This is a genomic window from Flavobacterium quisquiliarum (assembly GCF_019308285.1).
Classification (GTDB): domain Bacteria; phylum Bacteroidota; class Bacteroidia; order Flavobacteriales; family Flavobacteriaceae; genus Flavobacterium; species Flavobacterium quisquiliarum.
This window is the reverse complement of sequence record NZ_WWEM01000033.1, coordinates 371,425-390,914: the sequence shown is the minus strand read 5'-3', so window position 1 is coordinate 390,914 and position 19,490 is coordinate 371,425. Positions and strand designations below refer to the sequence as shown.

The window sequence follows — 19,490 nt, the reverse complement described above, 5'->3', positions numbered from 1 at the left end:
GCGACTGGATGCGAATGATACAGCCCCATTCTGGAAACGGAAAAGGCTTCTATTTTATTCCTGAAATTGGAGAGGAAGTTTTAGTGGGTTTTGAAGGAGGAAATGTTGAGTGTCCGTTTGTTATAGGGGCTCAGTATAATGGGCAGGCAAATTCCGGCTACAGCACACCTAATAATGATTTGAAAGTGCTGCAGACCAGAAGTGGCAACAGAATAATTTCTGATGACGCTACAGGCGACATTACAATTGAAAGCCAGAAAGGCCAGACAATAGCAGTTGTTCACGGTGATGGTAATATAAGATTTAAAGCGCCTAAAAATATTGAATTGGAAGCTGGTGAAGATATTATTCTCAGTGCAGGGCAAAATATGCGCACCAATGTTGGACTTAATAAAACCGATACTATTGGAGGGGATTATACAGAAAAAATAACAGGCTCAAAATATCTTACAATAGGATTTAATTTCATGCTTACTGTTGTAGGAAGCATGACTGAATGGATAAAAGGAAATAAAGAAACAGAAAGCAAAGATATTAAAGAAAGAGCTAAAGAAATATTAGTAAACAGTAGTGAAGAAAGTGTTACCATACTTGGTGCAAAAAACGTAAACAATCACAGTGGAGAAACTTCTAAAAATGGATAATTATGAGTAAAATAAGTATTATTGAAGGAAAGCTAACCAAAACTGCAACAGGTAATATAGAAATACGTGCCACAGAAGGAGATTTGACGATTGCTGCGGCGAAACATAATATCCAGTATGGAAAAGAAGGTATGAATTATCATGATTACGAACCTCTGCATCCTGACGATTCGCTTTCTAATGAAAAAACAGTACGGCTAAACTTATTTTTTGACGGAACACAAAATAATAAAACTAACACAGAAGCAGGAAAAGAACATGAAAACTCCAACCATCTAGACGACAGTTATACCAATGATTATTCTAATGTAGCCCGAGGTTATGATGCTGTAGACCCAAATGCAGAAAATCAAGTATGCATTTATATAGAAGGAATTGGTACGGAAGATTTGGAAAGTGAAACTACTTTTTTTGGAAATATGCCTGACAACTCAGGAATTCCTATGGGAGAAGGAGAACGAGGAGTTAAAGCCAAAGTAACCAAAGCTTGTTTTTTCGCAGGAGAAAAATTGCAAAAATATGCAGGAAAAGTTACGGTACTTGAGGTAAATGTATATGGTTTCAGCAGAGGAGCAACTGCAGCAAGGCATTTTCTGCATGTGGCGAACACACCAACGACAAGCAATACACCAATGTTAAGTAGCGAGACAACCGTTATGCCACCTTATGGTCTCCAGGGAGCAACTTATACTAAAACAGAAAAAAACGATGCACTAGTGCAGAAACATGGCTTTTTTGGAGCCTGTCTGGCGGAGCAGGAATTTGTTCCTAATGAAATTATTTTCAGATTTGTAGGACTTTACGATACTGTTGCTGCCTATGGAGTCAATCATAGAGGTGTGTCGGTTTTTGGAGTTGATATTATCGATAGCGATACAAAACAGTTAGGATTAGATGCGGTAAAAAAAGCTTCTTTCGTTTTGCAGTTTGCCGCAGATGATGAGCATCGTGATAATTTTGATTTAACCAATATTGACAGTGCCGGAATAAACGGTATAGAAATTACCCTGCCGGGAGTGCACTCTGATATTGGGGGCTGTTATGTAGAGAACGATTCAGAAACCGTTGATCTTTTTTATGAACGTTACTTTAATCGGGAATGCGAAAAATTTAAGCAGATACTCATTGAAGAGGGATGGTACAATCCCGATCAACTGCATATCATACATTCTTATACGACCGATTTTACCCAGGCAATACCAAAAGAGTATGATGATAATCCAGCAGGCTATTACGGCTTGGTTGGTATAAAAAAAGCGATTCACAACAGCTACGATAAGGTAGCACTCAATCAAATGTTTCATTACTCCAAGCAGTTTGATGTGATTTATTCTAATGATATGGTTTTGGATCATCAAATAAAAGATATTTTTTTGATTAATGTAAACAAGCAATTAGTGCATTATATTAATACCTGTACACGCTTAAGAAATCAATATTTCAAAAGTTTTAAAGAAGGAGAAAATATTGTAAAAGAATACTTAGCCGAAGTAAAAAAAATACGGTATCAAGATTTTATTGATCTAAAGGATTTAAAAAAACTAAGACGAGAATACCTGCATTGGTCTGCCAGCGCTACAAAATTTGGTTTAGGCCCCAGATTAGGTGGCATAAAAATAGCAACCCAAAGAACCCGTAACATACAAAATGGATAGGCTGCTTAAAATTGGATCCAGTGTACTGTTCCTATTGCTTTTTATTCAAATAATACGATGCGAAATGAAAAAAAACTTACCAGAGTTTGGTGTAGAGATATCTGCGCCAGATAATAAATACAGAATTACCCCCATTTACGATACGATAAAAACCTTAGAAGGAGTTGCTGCAGGTCTGCCTTATGGCAGTTCTTCCGGACGTTGGGGAGATTCAGGAAAAACCTGGACAAAACAGCACGGCACTCCTGTTGGAGCTGATATTGTTTATTATTCCCGATACGAAGATGTTTTTTATCGTTTAAATGTCGATTTTCCTATTGATACTATTAAAGATTATATGGAAAGGGCCTATGCAAGAATTGATGATGCAAACGGAGAAACAGAGGAATACAAAAGACTGGGCAGAGACCACAAATCTTCCAATGGAAAATCTTATGAAAGTTTCAGTGATCTTGTTTTTGGTTTTGCTCCCAAAGGTATGGTGGTGGTGTGGCTCAATTTTGGCATTACACGCATCGAGCTTGGAAGATATCAGGCAGAGATATTAACAGATAGGGCTGTAATAGAAAAAACAAAGCAAAAATATTTGACTAAGTACAGATTAAGTTCAGATCGATATGATGAAGCAGCTAAAGAATATTTTCTTGAAGATGCCAGTCCCGCAAAATGGGACAATTACCGCTTCCGTTACCATTGGTGTCCAATTATAAGTTCAGAGAATCCTGATTTAAAACTTATTGGTTTCCAGAGTTCTTGTTATAACGGCGAAATAGAATGTATGCTTCGTCCCTGGATAAACCATCCTGTTTACAAAGAAAGAGCCGTTCCGTTTGAAATTAATATAGTCTGGATGACCGGCAAAAAGGATGAAGAAAAAAAACAGGCATTTTTATATTTCAATTGGCAGAAAGTAAACGAGGTTTTTCAAAGTTCAGGAGACAGAATTGATATGCAGATCAAGATATCCAAAGAAAACACAGTAGAACTTATGCTCAACGGCCGGCCTTTTGCAGCAGACAGTATCAGGGTATTTGACTGGTCTCCAAGCATGCTGTCGGGAAGGATGTATAAAAATGTGAAGTAAAAAGAAGTTGTGCTAGAAAAAATTAAAAACAAAACTGTTTTTAATTGATAAAAGGGCTGAAGAAATTTTGAATAGTTAATAAAATAAACAAAGATTATGTATTATGAAAAAATAGTAGATGACATTCAGATTATATTTCCTTTTGAAAGAAATTATGAGTGCTATGTAGTTATAAATATGCAAACAGAAGCAAAAATTATATTTAATCGAACTGTAAAGTTTGAAGATGAAATATTGGTAATGTATACAGATTCTTTTGGTAATTTGATGTCAAACAATAAAAATTTAAAAGTTACAATTGGCAAAAGTGAAATACAATTTAAGAAATATAGAGAGCAAATTACTTTAAGTAATAATTTGACCGTAACAATATTACCAATGAAAGCCATTCAGGAAATTGCTAATAGTACATTTTATCTTGATCATCAGCGACATATTATGGATTTTGTTGATCTGGTAATAAAAGATGATGATAATATAGCGCCACTCTTTTTTGTATAGAATTTAAATAGAAATCCATAATATCAAATATATTCTGTAAAAAAAAGCGCCTCTTTTGAAGCGCTTTAAAGATATATCTAATTTTTAGATTTAAGCATTTGAAGCTTCTACTTTTATAGCTTCATCATTAAGCATGCTTTTCAGCATATTTTCGATACCGCTTTTCAAAGTAAAGGTTGAAGAAGGACAACCGCTGCAAGCACCTTGTAAAAGTACTTTTACCGTTTTATCTTCTTCATTGTAAGATTCGAAAGCAATGTTTCCACCGTCGGCAGCTACAGCTGGTTTAACATATTCTTCTAAGATATTAATGATTTGTTGTGATGTTACATCTAACTTGTCAAAGGCTTCATCTTTCGTAACTTCATTTTTTGTAGCTGTTTGAATCAGACTTTCGTCTAAAACCGTACCGCCGTTTTCAATAAATTGTTTAATGAAAGTTCTTAATTCTAAAGTGATTTCAGACCAGTCATTAATTTCATATTTCGTTACTGAAATATAATTCTCATCAATAAAAATTTCTTTTACATAAGGGAATTTGAATAATTCCTGAGCTAATGGAGAAGAAGCAGTCTGGTCGATGTTTTTGTATTCAACGGCATTACGAGTCAGCATTCTGCTTACTACAAATTTTAAAGCAGAAGGATTTGGAGTTGTTTCTCCATAAACTGTAACAGGCTGTTTTTTAGTTTTAGTTTCATCAATTTTAATGATAACCCCGCCTTTTTCAACAAAAGAGCTGATTTGTTCCGCAACAGCGTCTTTAACATCATCCCAGTCTACAATGCTGTATCTTTCGATAGCAATAAAATTCCCAGATATATAAACAGTCTTAACGAATGGTAAATAGAATAGTTGTTGAGCCAAAGGAGAAGCCTGAGCCTCATCAATGTTTTTGAACTCAAAGTTTTGATTTTGAGTAATAAAATCCTCAAACTCGAACTTTAAAATAGTTGGATTTTGAGTTTCTTTTATAGTGATTTTTGTCATGGTAGTATATTTTTTGCAAATTTACTAAAGTTATTTTCTACTAATACCTATATTTGATTTTTTAATAAAATAATTAAGACTCTTTTCAAGGAAATCGTGTTAAATTGCAGGAGTGAAAATTATATTGATACAAAATTGCCTTTATGAAATTTAAAATCAGGGTTTTATTAATTTTTCTTATTTCCTCCTTTTTTTCTTATTCACAAGAAGGAATACCTGTTTATTCAGATTATTTATCAGATAATTATTACTTAATTCACCCTTCAATGGCAGGTGCAGCCAATTGTGCCAAGATTAGATTAACTGCTAGAAAACAATGGTTCGGACAAGAAGATGCGCCAACTTTACAAACATTAAGTTTTAATGGAAGAGTTGGAGAACGCTCTGGAGCTGGTATAATTGTTTTTAATGATAAAAATGGTTACCATTCTCAAAAAGGAGTTAAACTGACTTATGCACATCATATCATGTTTTCGAGAGATGAGATTGATTTGAATCAGCTTTCTTTTGGTATCAGTGGCGGTTTGATACAAAGTCAGTTGGACGAAACGAAATTTGGAGGAACTTTTGACCCTATTGTTTTTGGTTCTATTCAAAAGGACTCTTATTTTAATATGGATATTGGAGCTTCGTATAACTTTATGGACTTTTATGCACATGCAACAGTTCAGGGTTTATTAGAAACAAGAAGAGAGTTATACACAGAATATGAAAGTGATAATCTGAGAAAGTTTTTATTAAGTGCCGGATATGTTTTTGGTAAAAATAACAACATTACCTGGGAACCTTCAATCCTTTTTCAGTATTTCGATAAAACCAAAGAAAAAACACTTGATTTAAACATAAAAGCGTACAAAAGTATGGACTTTGGAAGTCTTTGGGCTGCGTTATCATACAGAAGAGGTTTTGATGGAGCACAGTATCTTGCTGGAAATAATGGTGTAGCTTCTCAAAAATTACAATTTTTTACGCCTATAGTTGGTGTTAATTTCAAGAACTTTATGTTTGCTTATACCTATTCGCAAGTAATGGGAGATGTGAAATTTGATACTGGTGGTTACCATCAGATTACTTTGGGGATTAATTTATTCTGTAAAAAAGAACGTTACGACTGTAACTGTCCTGCGGTTAACTAAATATTATTTTTTATGCTGATTAAGTCTGTAAATGGAAAATCACCTCAGATTCCAGAGGATTGTTATGTTGCTGAAAATGCTACAATTGTGGGAGATGTTACTTTTGGTGATTCCTGCAGTGTTTGGTTTAATGCAGTGGTAAGAGGAGATGTTAATTTTATTAAAATAGGAAATAAAGTAAACATCCAAGATGGAGCAGTCATTCATTGTACTTATAAAAAACATCCAACTATAATAGGAAATAACGTTTCGATAGGTCATAATGCGATTGTACATGGTTGTACTATTCATGATAATGTTCTAATTGGAATGGGAGCTATCGTTATGGATAATTGTGTTGTAGAAAGTAATGCAATTATTGCAGCAGGAGCCGTAGTAACTCAAAATACTGTTGTAACTTCTGGAAGTATTTATGCAGGTGTTCCTGCCAAAAAAGTAAAAGATATTGATCAATCTGATTTTGCTGGCGAAATTGAACGCATTTCGAATAATTATGTAATGTATTCAGGCTGGTTCAAAAACGAAGAATAAAAATTAAAATTCCAATAAAAAGAAATTCCAAATTCCAAAAGCGTCGAACCTTGGAATTTGGAATTTCTTTTTATTGGAATTTGAAAACCTATAGGTTGATTTTCTCAAAAAAGGCATTTTTATAGCTTTCGCTAATTGGAACTCTTTTATCGCTTATCAAAACCTTATTTTTTTGAATCGATTTTACATGTTTGATATTGATAATGTATGACCTATGAATTCGCGAAAAACCTTTGCTGGAAAGCAGATTTTCTAATTTGATTAAACTGATAAGGGTCAGCGTAAATTTGTTGTCTGTCGTATAAATTTTCACATAATCCTTTAATCCTTCGATAAAAAGAATGTCCGCAAAATTTAATTTCACATTTTCGTATTCTGCTCTGACAAACATAAAATCCTGTTCGATTTCAGTTGCATTTGTGGTTTCAGAAATAGCTTGCGGAACAACAGCCGGCTGTAAAACTTGCTGTGCCCTTACGACTGCTTTTAAAAATCGATGAAAAGGGATTGGTTTTACCAAATAATCGACTGCACCGAGATTAAAACCTTCTACGGCATAATCTGAATAGGCAGTTGTGAAAATGACCAAAGGTTTTTTCTCGATAGTATTTATAAAATCAATTCCAGAAAAATGAGGCATTTCGATATCCAAAAAGATCAAGTCAACATTATTCTGATTAATAAATGAAACAGCGTCAATCGCATTGTTAAAAGAATTCATTAATTCCAAAGAATCTACTTTCTTGACAAAATCCTGCAATAATTCTACTGCTAAAGGTTCGTCATCGATAATTACACATTTCATTTTTTCAGAATTAAGTTTTATAAATTGTTTTCGGCATTCAAAAGTAATTTTAAACCAGTAAATTAAGTTTTAAAATTTTCATAAAATACTGGTTAAGAAATTAAAATTATATTCCAGCTACAATAATTCGATTTACTAAATGCTTGTTTTAATTTCATCCAATTTCAAATTTAAATGAACTCTGTAATATGTATTATCTTGAGTAATGGATAGTTCGTGTGCATTCGGATATAGTAAATCAAGACGATTCTGAATATTAACTAATCCAATTCCTGAGTTTTCAGGATCTTTAACATAGTTTTCAATAGAGTTTTCGATCCAGAAATCAAGATTATTATCAGTAATGAGAATTTTAATTTTTACATGAGCTGCACCTTTGTAATCTGTTCCGTATTTAAAAGCATTTTCAACAAAAGAAATCAAAAGTAATGGTTCGATAAATTTGTTTTTGGTATCGCCATGTACATTTATTACAATGTCTTCGATATTGTTTAATCTCAGTTTTTGCAGTTCAATGTAATTCTGAATATAGTTAACTTCTTTTTCTAAAGCCACCGTTTTGTTATCTGTTTCATAAAGCATATAGCGCATAAGTTCAGATAACGTGACGATGGCATCAGGGACCAAATCAGATTTTTTGTGTGCCAAAGAATAGATGCTGTTTAAAGAATTGAATAAAAAATGCGGGTTAGTTTGTTTGCGCAGATATATTAATTCAGTATTTGTTCTATGTGTTTCGGCAATCAGTTTGTTTTGTTGATTATTATAAAACTCGGTTAATGTTCTAATAATCGCACTAATTGTTATAATCAAAATATAAAAAAACGAAGGCCCAAGTTTAAAGAAAATAGGCTGTCTCATTTCAATTCTTTGAGGCATCATGTGGGTAGGTCTCGGAAAAAAATGAGGTCCTTGCGGAATCATTCGCGCAGGCATTATGTTTTCGGGTCTTAAATGTCTGAATTCAGGAATCGTATAGTTGATTCTAATAATCATAAAAACAGCAATTAGACCAAAAGCAAACAAGAAATAGAGCCAGTATTTTTTTTGTAAAAGATAAGAGGGAACCAAATAAAAATAGTTCAGATAAAACAATGCAATTCCTGTGATCCATTGTACATAAAAATCACTACTCATCTTAAAGGGGCTTTCGTAAAACTGAATTAATGAAGTTAAAATAAAGAAAACCCATATTGCGCAATGAAATAGAATTTTGTTGTATCCGGTATTTTTTAAGGTATCTAACTGCATTTATAATTTTATTTTTAATAAAATTAAATCTTTTTTGGTTACCGCTGGTGATAAGTTTTGTTTGAGTTTTTGTTTTACAAGATCGGCTACTTTCATCGCATCACTTTCTGTTGCAAAACTTTTGTTTTCGCTAATTACTGGAATAACACTTTGTTTAATTAGAATTTTTTCTTTGTAAGCAATCGTGTATCCCCATCCTGAATTTGTTTGAAAAGAGGCAGATGTAAGAGCTTCTTTTTTGGTACAGGAAATAAAGAACAAAAAGAATATAAAAAATAGGAAACACTTCTGGATAGAATTCCAGAAGTGTTTTTTAGCATTAGTTATCATCATCACTTTGTTCTTCTAATGGTCTAAATTCCCAAGCATCGTCAAAATAGGTAGAACCAATTCGTCCTAACATATAATATCCTCTATTATTAATCGCAAAAGCTACAGCATCTGTTCTGATGGCACCTTCCATTGGAGTTCTTTCTTCCCATAAATCAGTTGTCGGATTATATTCCCAAACTGTTTTTACATTTTCACCTCCTACGATATATCCAAGTCCATTCATAGAGAAACTAGAAGCGTTTGAACGCACAATTGCATAATCATCATTGTATGAGTAATCATCGTCAGTATCTTTATCGACATCACGTTTTCTTGTCCAAGTATCTGTTGAAGGATCGAATTCCCAGAAATCTTCTTGATAAGTACCATTGTTTACACCAGTTACTAAGTACGCTTTATCTGCAATTACAAAAACTGTTGCATTACGTCTTTTGTTACCGCTGAAACCATTTACAAGTGTCCAAACGTCAGTCTGATCATTGTATTGATAAAAATCTTTTAAATAATTTCCGTCATATCCAGTACCAAAATAAGCTTTACCGCCTACTTGAAAACCAACGGCAGCGTAGCGGGCAGTTCCTGCAAAATCTGCTTTTTGTGACCAACTGTTGCTGACAGGGTCGTACTGATAAAAATCTTTCAGTTTGTTTGTCCCATCATAACCAAGACCGACATATCCTTTATCATTTAATGCAAAACTAGAAGCAGAACTTCTTCCTATACCAGTAAAATCTGCTTTTTGTTCCCAATAATCTCCATTAGAATTGTAAATCCATAAATCTTTTAAATATTCATCGCCGGTATAACCGCCAACAACGTAAGCGAAATCTCCAATAACGAAACTTGTTGCACTAGATCTTGCAGGGCCGTCAAAGGCTGATTTTTTAATCCAGTTTCCCATTAATTCGTCATCTTCATCATTGCTGCAGCTTACAAAAAAAAGGCTCGAAAAAAGCGCTGTGAATAAAATTCCTTTTTTTAGATTAATCATAGTGTATTTAATTTTATTTATTGTTTGTATTTGATCCCTATTCCTAAGACGTAGCCATTTCCTATGTTATAGTCATATATTTGACGATTACTGCTGTCTACTAATTTGTATTTTTTATTAAAATCATAACCGGCTTTAAAATTTAAAAACCAATTTTTACTAACATTACGATCATATTCAAATGCGGCTGTTATTTGCGATAAAACCACTTTGTCGACAGCATCTGATGTGTCTAAATGATAAAAATTTCCGTTAAAACTATTCGTCAGTTTAAATTCATTTCTTTCATTATTCGAATATATAATTTGAGAATCTGGGAATCCCACTCTTAAATTAGCTTTGTCACTAAATTTATAATCTAAAGCTGCAATTGGAGTAAATTTTGGTGCTCCAAAAATGGAGGTTCTTCCTGCTCCAATAACCAAGTTTAATTTTGAACTCAACTGCTGGTTAATTGCTATATTTCCTAAAACAGTAATGTCGGATAAATCTAAATTTTGCTGAAAATTAGCTGTCGGAATAATAGAAAACTGCCATTTTGTTTTTTCTGATATTTCATGCGAAAATTCAAATTTGTTTTGAATCTGATTGAATTTATCTTGTTCCTGATAAAAGTCAAATTGATTCAGTTCATAACTCACTTTCAAATTCGAATACTCCAACGTATTGGCTATTTTGTATCTAGTTCCTAAATTCTTTTTATAAGAAACAGCAATATCAGTTTCATTAAAATTTATATTATTTGTAGGCTCTATTTTGACATTCGCATAAGCAGCAAAATTTTCTTGTGCTTTGATACTTAAAAATGTAACCGAAAAAAGAGAACAAATTAAAAACCGTACTATCATTATTTATTTTATTGGTTTCAAAAGTAAGCGGACAGTGTTCTTAAAAAAAAGAAGATATATATATGACGTGTTTTGATAGACTAAATCCTCTTTTTTAAGGTTGAAATGATTTTTTTGATGACAATGTACACTATAGATGATTTTATGCGATTTGTAGCTTAAAAAAGCTTGATAGTATATGTTATAGTGTGGCACGAAGGCTTGCATTTTATATTTGTTCAAAAAATAAATTATGCACAAGTTTATATTGATCTTGCTTTTTGTACTAAGCTTATTTTCATGCGGTACAGATACAGATACTGGAGATTTTTCTGTCGGGTCAGATTATCTGGCTTTAAGTAATAAAGTGGTGTTGATTGATACGGCTACGGTTAACATGTCAACTATCAATTTTGATTCACTTGCCACTTCCAGTACTGGAAGAATTTTAATTGGAAATTATGATGATCCTCTTTTCGGAAAAGTAAAGTCGGACAGTTATTTTCAGCTATCTGGAAATAGTTATGCTTTAAATAGTATTGGGTCTGATACTGAATCTACCAATTATGTTTTCGATTCGATTTCTATGATTCTTAAGTATGATAAGTATTATTATGGTGATACTACAAGAGTGCAGACCTTTAATATTTACAGATTAACTCAAAAAGTTAAACCTAATAAAGAAGATGATCAGTTTTATAATAATTCGACTTTGACTTATGATTCTGAAAGCCTTGGAAAAATTTCTTTTAAACCAAGACCAAAAGAAAAAGATTCTATAAATGTTCAAATGAGTAAGGTATTTGGAGAAGCGCTTTTTCAAAAAATCAAAAAAAGAGAGGTTACAGATTTTGATAGTTTTACAGAATATCTAAAAGGTCTGGTACTGGTTCCAGAAAATTCAACATCCTCAAATGTCATTGGTTTTAGTGTTTCTTCTAGTAAGGTTAGATTGTATTATTCTAAATACCAATCAGACAATGAAAATGCTTCAAATATATTAGATTTCTCAATTTTAGATACTTCCAAGCAGTTTAATTCTATTTTATTAGATAAGACAGGTACTTTAATACAAGACCTCCCCATTTCGACCAGTAAATTGTCAAGTTTACTGACCAATAATCAGGGATTTATTCAAGCTGGAACTGGAGTAGCCTGCCGGATTGATTTTCCTAATATAAAGCAACTTAAAAATATTTCGACAAATGGGGCTATTGTAGATGCAGAACTGATTCTTAAACCAGTTAATAACTCTTATTCGGATAAATATCCTTTGGCAGATTCCTTAAAGGTTTATGTCGGTAATAATTTAAACAGAATAAGCGGTACTCTCGCAAATTCTGCGGGTGGAGCAGTTTATGGGAGATTGAATAAGAAAAGCGATGAATTTAACGAAAATGTCGGGTATTCAATTTCACTTGGAAGTTTTCTTCAGAAAGAGATGCTTAAACAGTCTGATTCAAGATCTTCTTTAATATTGACTTTGCCAGAACTTACCCAATCGGTTAATAGACTGATTTTAGGAGATCAAAAGCATTTAAACAATAAAATTCAGCTTAAAATTTATTACATCTCATATTAATGAAAAATAAAATTGTTTTATGGAGCTGCTTCATATTGATGTCGCTGACTTCTTTTTCTCAAAGTATATCGAGCTCGCCTTATTCATTGTATGGTGTTGGAAGTTTATATGATTCAGATTTTGGTTATCTGCCTTCTATTGGTTCTTCAGGAATTGCTTTGCCGTCAGATAGTTTTATCAATAATTTAAATCCAGCTTCTTTAGGTTTTATGTATCAAAATCACTTTTTGTTTGATATAGGGGGAAAGGCAATTGCAACTACTTATCAAAGTGGTTCACGTAAAGAAAGTCGAAATAATTTTCAGTTTTCACATTTGGCATTTGCATTTCCTGTTACTAAGAAATCAGCATTTAGTCTTTCTCTTCGTCCTTATTCTAGTTCGACGTTTAAAATTTCAAATTTAAAACTGCCAATAATGGATGGCCAGGAATATTATTATCTTACAGCAGAAGGATCAGGTGGATTAAACAGCTTGGATTTTTCGTATGGATATCGAGTGGGTAAAAAATTCACACTGGGAGCAACTGCAACTGTTCTTTTTGGGAATACGGTTGATGATCGTACTTTTCAAGTTGGAAGTACTCTTACCACAATTAATAAAAAAACAGATTATAGTGGAGTACGTGCTACATTGGGCGCGCAATATAAAATCGATTCAACTTTTACAATTGGAACAACACTTAAGGTTCCTTCGAAAATTAAAGCTTCTAAAGTACAATCTGTAGCAGCAATTGCCGATGGAGTAACATCTACAATTGAATCTGATGTGGCATCTGATACAGATGATTACTACATGCCTTTAGAAATAGGTATTGGTTTAAATAAGCGATTTAAAAATAATTTGAGTTTTACTCTAGATTACGAGCGAAGTTTTTGGCAGGATACAAAACAATCTGATTTGTATGGTAATTTTGTGAATCAAGATCGTTTCGCAGCTGGATTTACGTACAGTTCTAGAAAGAATGCCCGAAAATATTGGGATAGAGTAGGGTATGCAGCAGGTGTGAGTTATGATACAGGTTATCTTGAAGTTGATGCACATCGTGTTAATAATGCATCATTTTCATTGGGTTTAAATCTGCCTATTGATAATACTTTTTCGTCCTTAAATATTTCATATTCATATGGTCAAAAAGGAAGAATAGCAAATGATCTCATAAAAGAAAACTACCATAAAATATCACTTAATTTAACGTTGGACGGAATTTGGTTTGTCAAACGAAAAATTGAATAAATTAAAAGTCTTTTTTAATAACAGGATATTTGTATTCTAAGATAGACTCAAGCACTTTTGGGTCTGAATTGACATAAAAAATCGGATCATTTTGTTTAATTTCTGAAAAGCCTACTTTGTCTTGAAGTAGGTTTTTTGTTTGTCTGGCTACAGCCTCGCCAGAATCAATAATCTTAATATGATCTGGAATAATTTTTTTTATTTGAGGAATTAAATACGGGTAATGACTGCATCCTAAAACCAGATAATCGATATTGGCGTCGACCATTGGTTTCAGATAAGACTCCAAAAGCTGTGTCATTTCTGGAGAGTATAAATTGCCATCTTCAATAAGTTGTACAAGTCCATAACCAACTTGTTCTATTATTTTGGTATTCTGAAACATTTCGGCAGTTTTGTTAAACAACTCACTGTTTAGTGTTCCCTTTGTAGCCAAGATTCCAATTACTTGTGTCTGCGAATTATTAGCGGCAGGCTTAATTGCAGGCTCGATTCCAACAAACGGAATATCGTAATCTGCGCGCAGCTCTCGTATGGCATTTGTTGTTGCAGTATTGCAGGCAACAACAATTAGTTTGCAATTATTTTCAAGCAAAAACTCTACATTTTTTTTGCTTAATGCGACAATTTCGTCCTTAGTTTTCTGACCGTAAGGAGCATTTTTGCTGTCAGCCAGGTAAATGGTTTTTTCATTTGGAAGAAGATCGTGAATAGCGCTCCAGATGGAAGTTCCGCCAATACCAGAATCAAAAACGCCTATAGGATTATTGTTTGTCATAAAGCAAAATTACTATTTTTTAGATAAAATTTGTTACTCTAAGTTAATTCAATTCTTCAAATTATGTAGAAGATTTATTTTAATTTTTTGTAAAAAAAAACTGCTCAATTTTGTAGAATTGAACAGTTGATTTTTTGATTTTTTAGGTTTCTTAGAATCCTAAATCTTTTTTAACGTCAGCAGTGATGTTTGGACCATCAGCTAATAATAAAGTAGAACCGTCTAAGATGTATTGGAAACCTTTAGCTTTTCCAACTTTTTGGATAGAATTTTTTACTTTTTCCATCAAAGGTTTTACAATATCAGTTTCTTTTTGTTGTAGTTCTTTTTGTGCATTGTCTCTGTAATCAACAATTCTTTTTTGCATATCTTGAACTTCTTTAGAACGCTCACCGTTAACAGCATCAGTTACTGTAGCAGCTTCTGCCTCATACTTTTTGATTTTTACTTGATATTCATCAACCATCTTTTTGTATTCAGCATCATATGTTCCACTTAATTTTTGCAGCTGATTTTGAGCATCTAGCATAGCAGGCATTTTCGACATAATCTCGCTGACATCAACATGAGCTACCTTCGCTTGTGCGTTCATTGTGTTACTTGCTCCTAAAATTAGAATTGCAGCAATTAGTAAAGTTTTGATTTGTTTCATCATTTTTAAAATATTAATTAATTATTGGTCGTATTTGTTTTTTGTGATTCGGCTTCTTTTGCTTTTTTAGCAGCTTCTCTCTCTTCTAAAATTTTCTTTCTTTTTTCTTCTAACTCTTTTTTGCGCTGTTCATAAAGCATCTGTCTTTCTTCTGCTTTTGTCATAGCTGGATCAGCAGTTGTTGTTTGCTCTGTTCCAGTTGCAGCAGGTTTGGCAGTTGTATTTGTTTTAACTGCTTCTGTTGTTGCAGGCGCTGTTGTTTTAGCTGTTTCAGAAACCGTGCCATTTTTTTTAGCCTCTCTTTCAGCTGCTAAAGCGTTACGTCGATCTTCATATTCCTTTTTCTTAGCTTCCTGCTCCAATTTTCGATCTTGAATTAGTTTTTCTCTAGCCGCTTTTTTCTCATCAAGAGCTTTTTGACGTTCTGCCATTGCTGGGTTTTCGTCTATTGCATTTTCCAGATTCTCTTTTGCTTCCTGCTCTTTTAATTGTTTTTTAGAAAGCTGCTCACGCTTTTCTGTACGATTTAAAACTCTTAAAACCTGATCACTGATGTCAAATCTTTTGTTGCTGAAAAGCATTGTAAGATCTGATGATTTGTCAAAAATAAAATCATAATTTTTAGCTTCTGCAATATCTTGGACAGCAGTAAAAACTTGATCCTGAATTGGCTTAGCCAAAGCTGCTTTTTGTCTCATCAAATTACCATCAGCACCAAATTGTTTCTGCTGGTAATCCATCATTTCTTGTTCAAGAAACTTAATTTCAGTTTCTCTCTCTTCAATTAATTCTTTTGTAAGTAAAGCTTTTTCTGTTTTTAAGCTTTCCTTCAGTGTATTTATATTTAATTTTTTAGCCTCAACTTCTTGTTTCCACTTCTGAGCTTTTTGCTCTAACTGGGATTTAGCTTCTTTATAATCGGAAACATTTTCTAAAATATATTCCATGTCGATGTAGCCAATTCTAGTCGTCTTACCTTGTGCCTGACTTGTATTTGCTACAATCAAGGCTAAAAATATAAATAAAAATTGTTTTCTCATAACATAACTTTATTTGATGATTTTTAACCAAACGCTATTTCTCTAAAATTGTTGTCCAATAATAAAGTGTGTTTCCCAGCCATTAGCTTTTGTTTGTCCAGGAAGCGCATCAAATCCGTAACCAAAGTCAATACCTAACAATCCAAATGCAGGCATAAATACACGTAAACCAGCACCAGCCGAACGGCTCAAATCAAACGGATTATAATCTTTAAACGTTGGATATGATGAACCTGCCTCTAAGAATGTTAAAGCATAAATAGAAGCTGATGCTTTTAGTGTAATTGGGTAACGTAATTCCATAGAGAATTTATTATAAATAGTTGCTCCAATTGGATCTCCATTAGAATTTACAGGAGTTAAAGAGTTGTTTGGGTAACCTCTCAACTGGATAGTCTCTCTACCATCCATTGAGTAGTTTGCCATACCATCTCCTCCTAAGTAAAAACGTTCAAACGGAATTACACCTCTATCTTGATTATAAGCTCCTAAGAAACCAAATTCTGTAAGGGTTCTTAATACTAATTTTCCATAAACTTTAGTATACCAATCTCCTTTAAATTTAACTTTATAATATTCTAACCAATTGTATTTTTTCTGATCGACTTTAGATACATCTGTATCGGCACTTGCATAATCTGATCCAACGCTTGATACTCTTCCTTGTGTGTCGGTTTTGATATAGTCACCATTATTAAGAGGTTGACCAAAATCATCATATCCATTAGTACCAGTATATTGTCTTTTATACTCTTTTTGATTTTTTAAATCACTGTAATCAATTCCATTAAATAATGAATAAGGAGGTGTCACTTTAGCAGAAATACTGAATTCAGAACCGTAAGTTGGGAATATTGGGTTAACCCCTTTATTACTTCTTGAAATTCCAATTGTATATGCTAAGTTTCTTGATGCACCATTACCAAAGGTAAATAAACCTGTGTTGTAATTGTTCAAATCATAATGCTGATAACTTACTGATTGTGATAATACAAAGTAGTCATCAGGTACAGTTAACCTTTTTGCTAAACCAACTTGAACTGTAAAAATATTAAAACTTTTGCTTCTATCAACGGTTCTAGTAATGTAATTGTTAAGAAATTGCTTACTGTATGAAATAGAAGAACTAAATTGTACAGGTTTCTTTCCTCCAAACCAAGGCTCAGAGAATGATAAACTATAGGTTTGGAAATAAGTACTTCCTTGTAAACGTAAAGCAACTTTTTGTCCGTCTCCCATTGGTAAAGGCTTATATGCCTCTTTGTCAAAGAGTTTTCTGGCCGAGAAGTTGTTAAATGAAAGTCCTAATGTTCCAATGAAACCTCCACCACCGTAACCTCCTTGGAGCTCAACTTGGCTGGATCCTTTTTCTACAACATTATATTCGATATCAACAGTTCCTGCTCCAGCATCTACATTTTTGAATTTTGGATCAATTGCCTCAGGGTCAAAGAATCCTAATTGTCCAATCTCACGAATAGTTCGTACGAGTTGTTCTTTACTATACTTTTCTCCTGGTTTAGTTCTTAATTCACGATAAATAACGTGGTCATTTGTTTTGTCATTTCCAACAACAGTAATTTTGTTGAAATATGCTATTGGACCTTCTGTTACTCTAATCTCAAAATCGATTGTGTCATTTACAGTTTTAACCTCTACAGCATTAATATTTGAGAATAAATAACCGTTATTTTGGTATAAATTGGTGATATCTTCAGCATCTGGTTTAGACTTATCAGCAATTCTTTTTTCTAGTAAAACGCCATTATAAGTTTCTCCTTTTTTGATTCCTAAATAACTGTTTAAAAGGCGGTCTGAATAAACAGTATTACCTAAGAATTTAATATTACCAAAGTAGTATTTATTACCTTCTTCTACATTAATCTTAATGGCAAGCGTATTTTTTTGTTTATTATACTTAACAGAATCATAAATAATACGAGCATCACGATATCCTTTTTCTTTATAGGCAGCGATTACTTTTTCTAAATCTGTTTTATATTTTTCAGGAATAAACTTAGATGCTTTAAAAACGCGAATAAAGTTTTTCTGTTTAGTATCTTTCATTGCAGAACGCAATTGACTACCTGTAAGTTGTTTGTTTCCAATGAAGTCAATATTGCTGATTTTTACTTTATCTCCCTTGTCAACTCTAACAAGCATGTTTACTTGATTCCCTGCAATGGTGTCAGGGGTAGTTGTAATAGTAACTTTTGTATTATAGAAACCGTCTTTTTTATATTTATTTTCAATATAATTTTTAGTGGTTGTAATTAGATTTTCATTGACTATTTTGTTCTTAGTCAGGTTGTTATCTTTAATTAAACCTTCAACTTTACCCTTCTTAACTCCAACAAATTTTACTTCATTCAATTTAGGAAGTTCGATAATATCTAAATCTAGATAGATACTATCTTGTTCTATTTTATTAACGTAAAAAGCAATTTCATCAAATAAACCAAGTTTACCTAATTTTTTAATTGCACTACTAATTTCTTCTCCAGGAACCGTGATTTCCTGACCTTTTTGAAGGCCCGAAAAGGTTACAACGGTTTGTTCATTGAAGCTTATTTTACCAACTACGGAAACTTTGGCTAGGATATATTTTTTCCCTTGATCAAAAGGAACTCTTTCTTGTGCTTTAATTTGTGAAAAACTACCCAGCATTAGGAGGGTAAGGACTATTTGTATTTTTTTTTGCAACACTAAAAAATTATTTAATTTGTTCACTGGTTTTTCCAAATCTACGTTCTCTTTTTTGATAACTAATAATAGCCTCATATAAATCTTGGTCTTTAAAGTCTGGCCACAAGACATTAGTAAAATACAATTCTGCATAGGCAATTTGCCAAAGCAAAAAATTACTTATTCTATGTTCTCCACTTGTTCGTATTAATAAATCTACGTCTGGTAAATTTTGCGTGTAAAGATGCTCATTTATAATTGAATCGTCAATAGTGTCTATTGAAATTATATTATTTTTAACTTTATCACTTATTGCCTTTACAGCACTTACCAGTTCTTCTCTAGATCCATAGCTTAGAGCAAGAGTTAGTGTTAGTCGAGAATTGTCTTTAGTTTTTTCCATAACATCCAAAAGTTCTTTTTGGGCTGTTTTTGGCAATTTGTCAAGATTTCCAATTGCATTGAGGCGGATATTGTTTTCTTGAAGAGTAACAAGCTCTTTTTTTAAAGAATTGATCAATATTTTCATTAATGCTTGAACCTCAAGTTTTGGGCGGTTCCAGTTTTCTGTAGAGAAAGCATATAAGGTTAGATACTCAATCCCCAGCTTAGCAGAAGTTTTGATGATCTCTTTTACAGATTTTGTTCCATTTTCATGTCCAAACGCACGAAGATAGCCTTGTTGTTTTGCCCATCGTCCGTTACCATCCATAATAATGGCTAGGTGTTTAGGTAAGTTTGTGTGATCTATTGATTCTATTAAATTCATT

19 protein-coding genes are annotated in these 19,490 nt (G+C 32.9%); 8 read left to right on the top strand and 11 right to left on the bottom strand.

The features are described from left to right. From GSY47_RS17115 to GSY47_RS17100, 4 genes are all read left to right on the top strand, one after another. Window positions 1-644, top strand: a 644-nt coding sequence (locus tag GSY47_RS17115; RefSeq protein WP_219071488.1) for a phage baseplate assembly protein V, incomplete at its 5' end; no start/stop codon positions are given. Between the two features lie 2 nt (window positions 645-646). Further along, window positions 647-2,299 carry a phospholipase effector Tle1 domain-containing protein gene (locus GSY47_RS17110; protein WP_179001590.1) on the top strand — a complete coding sequence of 551 codons (1,653 nt, stop codon included), beginning with the start codon at window positions 647-649 and terminating at the stop codon, window positions 2,297-2,299. Window positions 2,300-2,363: 64 nt separating this feature from the next. After that, window positions 2,364-3,383, top strand: coding sequence for a DUF2931 family protein (locus tag GSY47_RS17105; protein WP_179001588.1), 1,020 nt, complete (start codon window positions 2,364-2,366; stop codon window positions 3,381-3,383). Window positions 3,384-3,479: 96 nt separating this feature from the next. After that, on the top strand, window positions 3,480-3,884 hold the full coding sequence (locus GSY47_RS17100) for a hypothetical protein (protein ID WP_179001586.1): 405 nt from the start codon (window positions 3,480-3,482) through the stop codon (window positions 3,882-3,884). A gap of 90 nt (window positions 3,885-3,974) precedes the next feature. On the opposite strand, the gene GSY47_RS17095 is transcribed toward GSY47_RS17100, so the two are convergent. After that, the gene (locus GSY47_RS17095; protein ID WP_179001584.1) at window positions 3,975-4,874 is read right to left on the bottom strand and encodes a NifU family protein; all 900 of its coding nucleotides are present in this window, start codon (window positions 4,872-4,874) and stop codon (window positions 3,975-3,977) included. Window positions 4,875-5,017: 143 nt separating this feature from the next. Between GSY47_RS17095 and GSY47_RS17090 the strand changes: the two genes are divergently transcribed. Together GSY47_RS17090 and GSY47_RS17085 are read left to right on the top strand one after the other, a co-directional pair. After that, the gene (locus GSY47_RS17090; protein WP_179001582.1) at window positions 5,018-6,010 is read left to right on the top strand and encodes a PorP/SprF family type IX secretion system membrane protein; all 993 of its coding nucleotides are present in this window, start codon (window positions 5,018-5,020) and stop codon (window positions 6,008-6,010) included. Window positions 6,011-6,022: 12 nt separating this feature from the next. Further along, window positions 6,023-6,541 (top strand): gamma carbonic anhydrase family protein, encoded by a 519-nt coding sequence (locus GSY47_RS17085; protein ID WP_179001580.1) that lies wholly within the window; start codon window positions 6,023-6,025, stop codon window positions 6,539-6,541. 88 nt (window positions 6,542-6,629) lie between these two features. On the opposite strand, the gene GSY47_RS17080 is transcribed toward GSY47_RS17085, so the two are convergent. From GSY47_RS17080 to GSY47_RS17060, 5 genes are all read right to left on the bottom strand, one after another. Next, window positions 6,630-7,346 (bottom strand): LytR/AlgR family response regulator transcription factor, encoded by a 717-nt coding sequence (locus GSY47_RS17080; protein ID WP_179001578.1) that lies wholly within the window; start codon window positions 7,344-7,346, stop codon window positions 6,630-6,632. 135 nt (window positions 7,347-7,481) lie between these two features. Continuing rightward, window positions 7,482-8,597, bottom strand: a complete 1,116-nt coding sequence (locus GSY47_RS17075; protein WP_179001576.1) for a sensor histidine kinase — start codon at window positions 8,595-8,597, stop codon at window positions 7,482-7,484. Beyond that, window positions 8,598-8,930 (bottom strand): DUF4907 domain-containing protein, encoded by a 333-nt coding sequence (locus GSY47_RS17070; RefSeq protein WP_179001574.1) that lies wholly within the window; start codon window positions 8,928-8,930, stop codon window positions 8,598-8,600. Further along, the gene (locus GSY47_RS17065; RefSeq protein ID WP_179001572.1) at window positions 8,917-9,921 is read right to left on the bottom strand and encodes a Kelch repeat-containing protein; all 1,005 of its coding nucleotides are present in this window, start codon (window positions 9,919-9,921) and stop codon (window positions 8,917-8,919) included. The genes GSY47_RS17070 and GSY47_RS17065 overlap by 14 nt, the downstream gene beginning before the upstream one ends. A 17-nt stretch (window positions 9,922-9,938) precedes the next feature. Next, window positions 9,939-10,769, bottom strand: a complete 831-nt coding sequence (locus GSY47_RS17060) for a DUF6268 family outer membrane beta-barrel protein (protein WP_179001570.1) — start codon at window positions 10,767-10,769, stop codon at window positions 9,939-9,941. Between the two features lie 232 nt (window positions 10,770-11,001). On the opposite strand from GSY47_RS17060, the gene GSY47_RS17055 reads away from it, so the two are divergent. Next, window positions 11,002-12,330 carry a DUF4270 family protein gene (locus GSY47_RS17055; RefSeq protein WP_179001568.1) on the top strand — a complete coding sequence of 443 codons (1,329 nt, stop codon included), beginning with the start codon at window positions 11,002-11,004 and terminating at the stop codon, window positions 12,328-12,330. Then, a complete protein-coding gene (locus GSY47_RS17050; protein WP_179001566.1) occupies window positions 12,330-13,565 on the top strand; it encodes an aromatic hydrocarbon degradation protein in 1,236 nt (411 codons plus the stop codon). Before GSY47_RS17055 ends, GSY47_RS17050 begins: the two co-directional genes overlap by 1 nt. Before the next feature lies 1 nt (window position 13,566). Here the strand turns inward: GSY47_RS17050 and murI are convergent, their stop codons facing one another. The 5 genes from murI to GSY47_RS17025 form a co-directional block, all read right to left on the bottom strand. After that, complete coding sequence (gene murI, locus GSY47_RS17045) at window positions 13,567-14,343, bottom strand: glutamate racemase (RefSeq protein WP_179001564.1); 777 nt, start codon at window positions 14,341-14,343, stop codon at window positions 13,567-13,569. 151 nt (window positions 14,344-14,494) lie between these two features. Next, the gene (locus tag GSY47_RS17040) at window positions 14,495-14,998 is read right to left on the bottom strand and encodes an OmpH family outer membrane protein (protein WP_179001562.1); all 504 of its coding nucleotides are present in this window, start codon (window positions 14,996-14,998) and stop codon (window positions 14,495-14,497) included. Window positions 14,999-15,012: 14 nt separating this feature from the next. Further along, complete coding sequence (locus GSY47_RS17035) at window positions 15,013-16,035, bottom strand: OmpH family outer membrane protein (RefSeq protein ID WP_179001559.1); 1,023 nt, start codon at window positions 16,033-16,035, stop codon at window positions 15,013-15,015. Between the two features lie 42 nt (window positions 16,036-16,077). Next, the gene (gene bamA / locus GSY47_RS17030; protein WP_179001557.1) at window positions 16,078-18,816 is read right to left on the bottom strand and encodes an outer membrane protein assembly factor BamA; all 2,739 of its coding nucleotides are present in this window, start codon (window positions 18,814-18,816) and stop codon (window positions 16,078-16,080) included. Continuing rightward, a complete protein-coding gene (locus tag GSY47_RS17025) occupies window positions 18,749-19,489 on the bottom strand; it encodes an isoprenyl transferase (protein WP_179001681.1) in 741 nt (246 codons plus the stop codon). The genes bamA and GSY47_RS17025 overlap by 68 nt, the downstream gene beginning before the upstream one ends. Between the last annotated feature and the right edge of the window lies 1 nt (window position 19,490).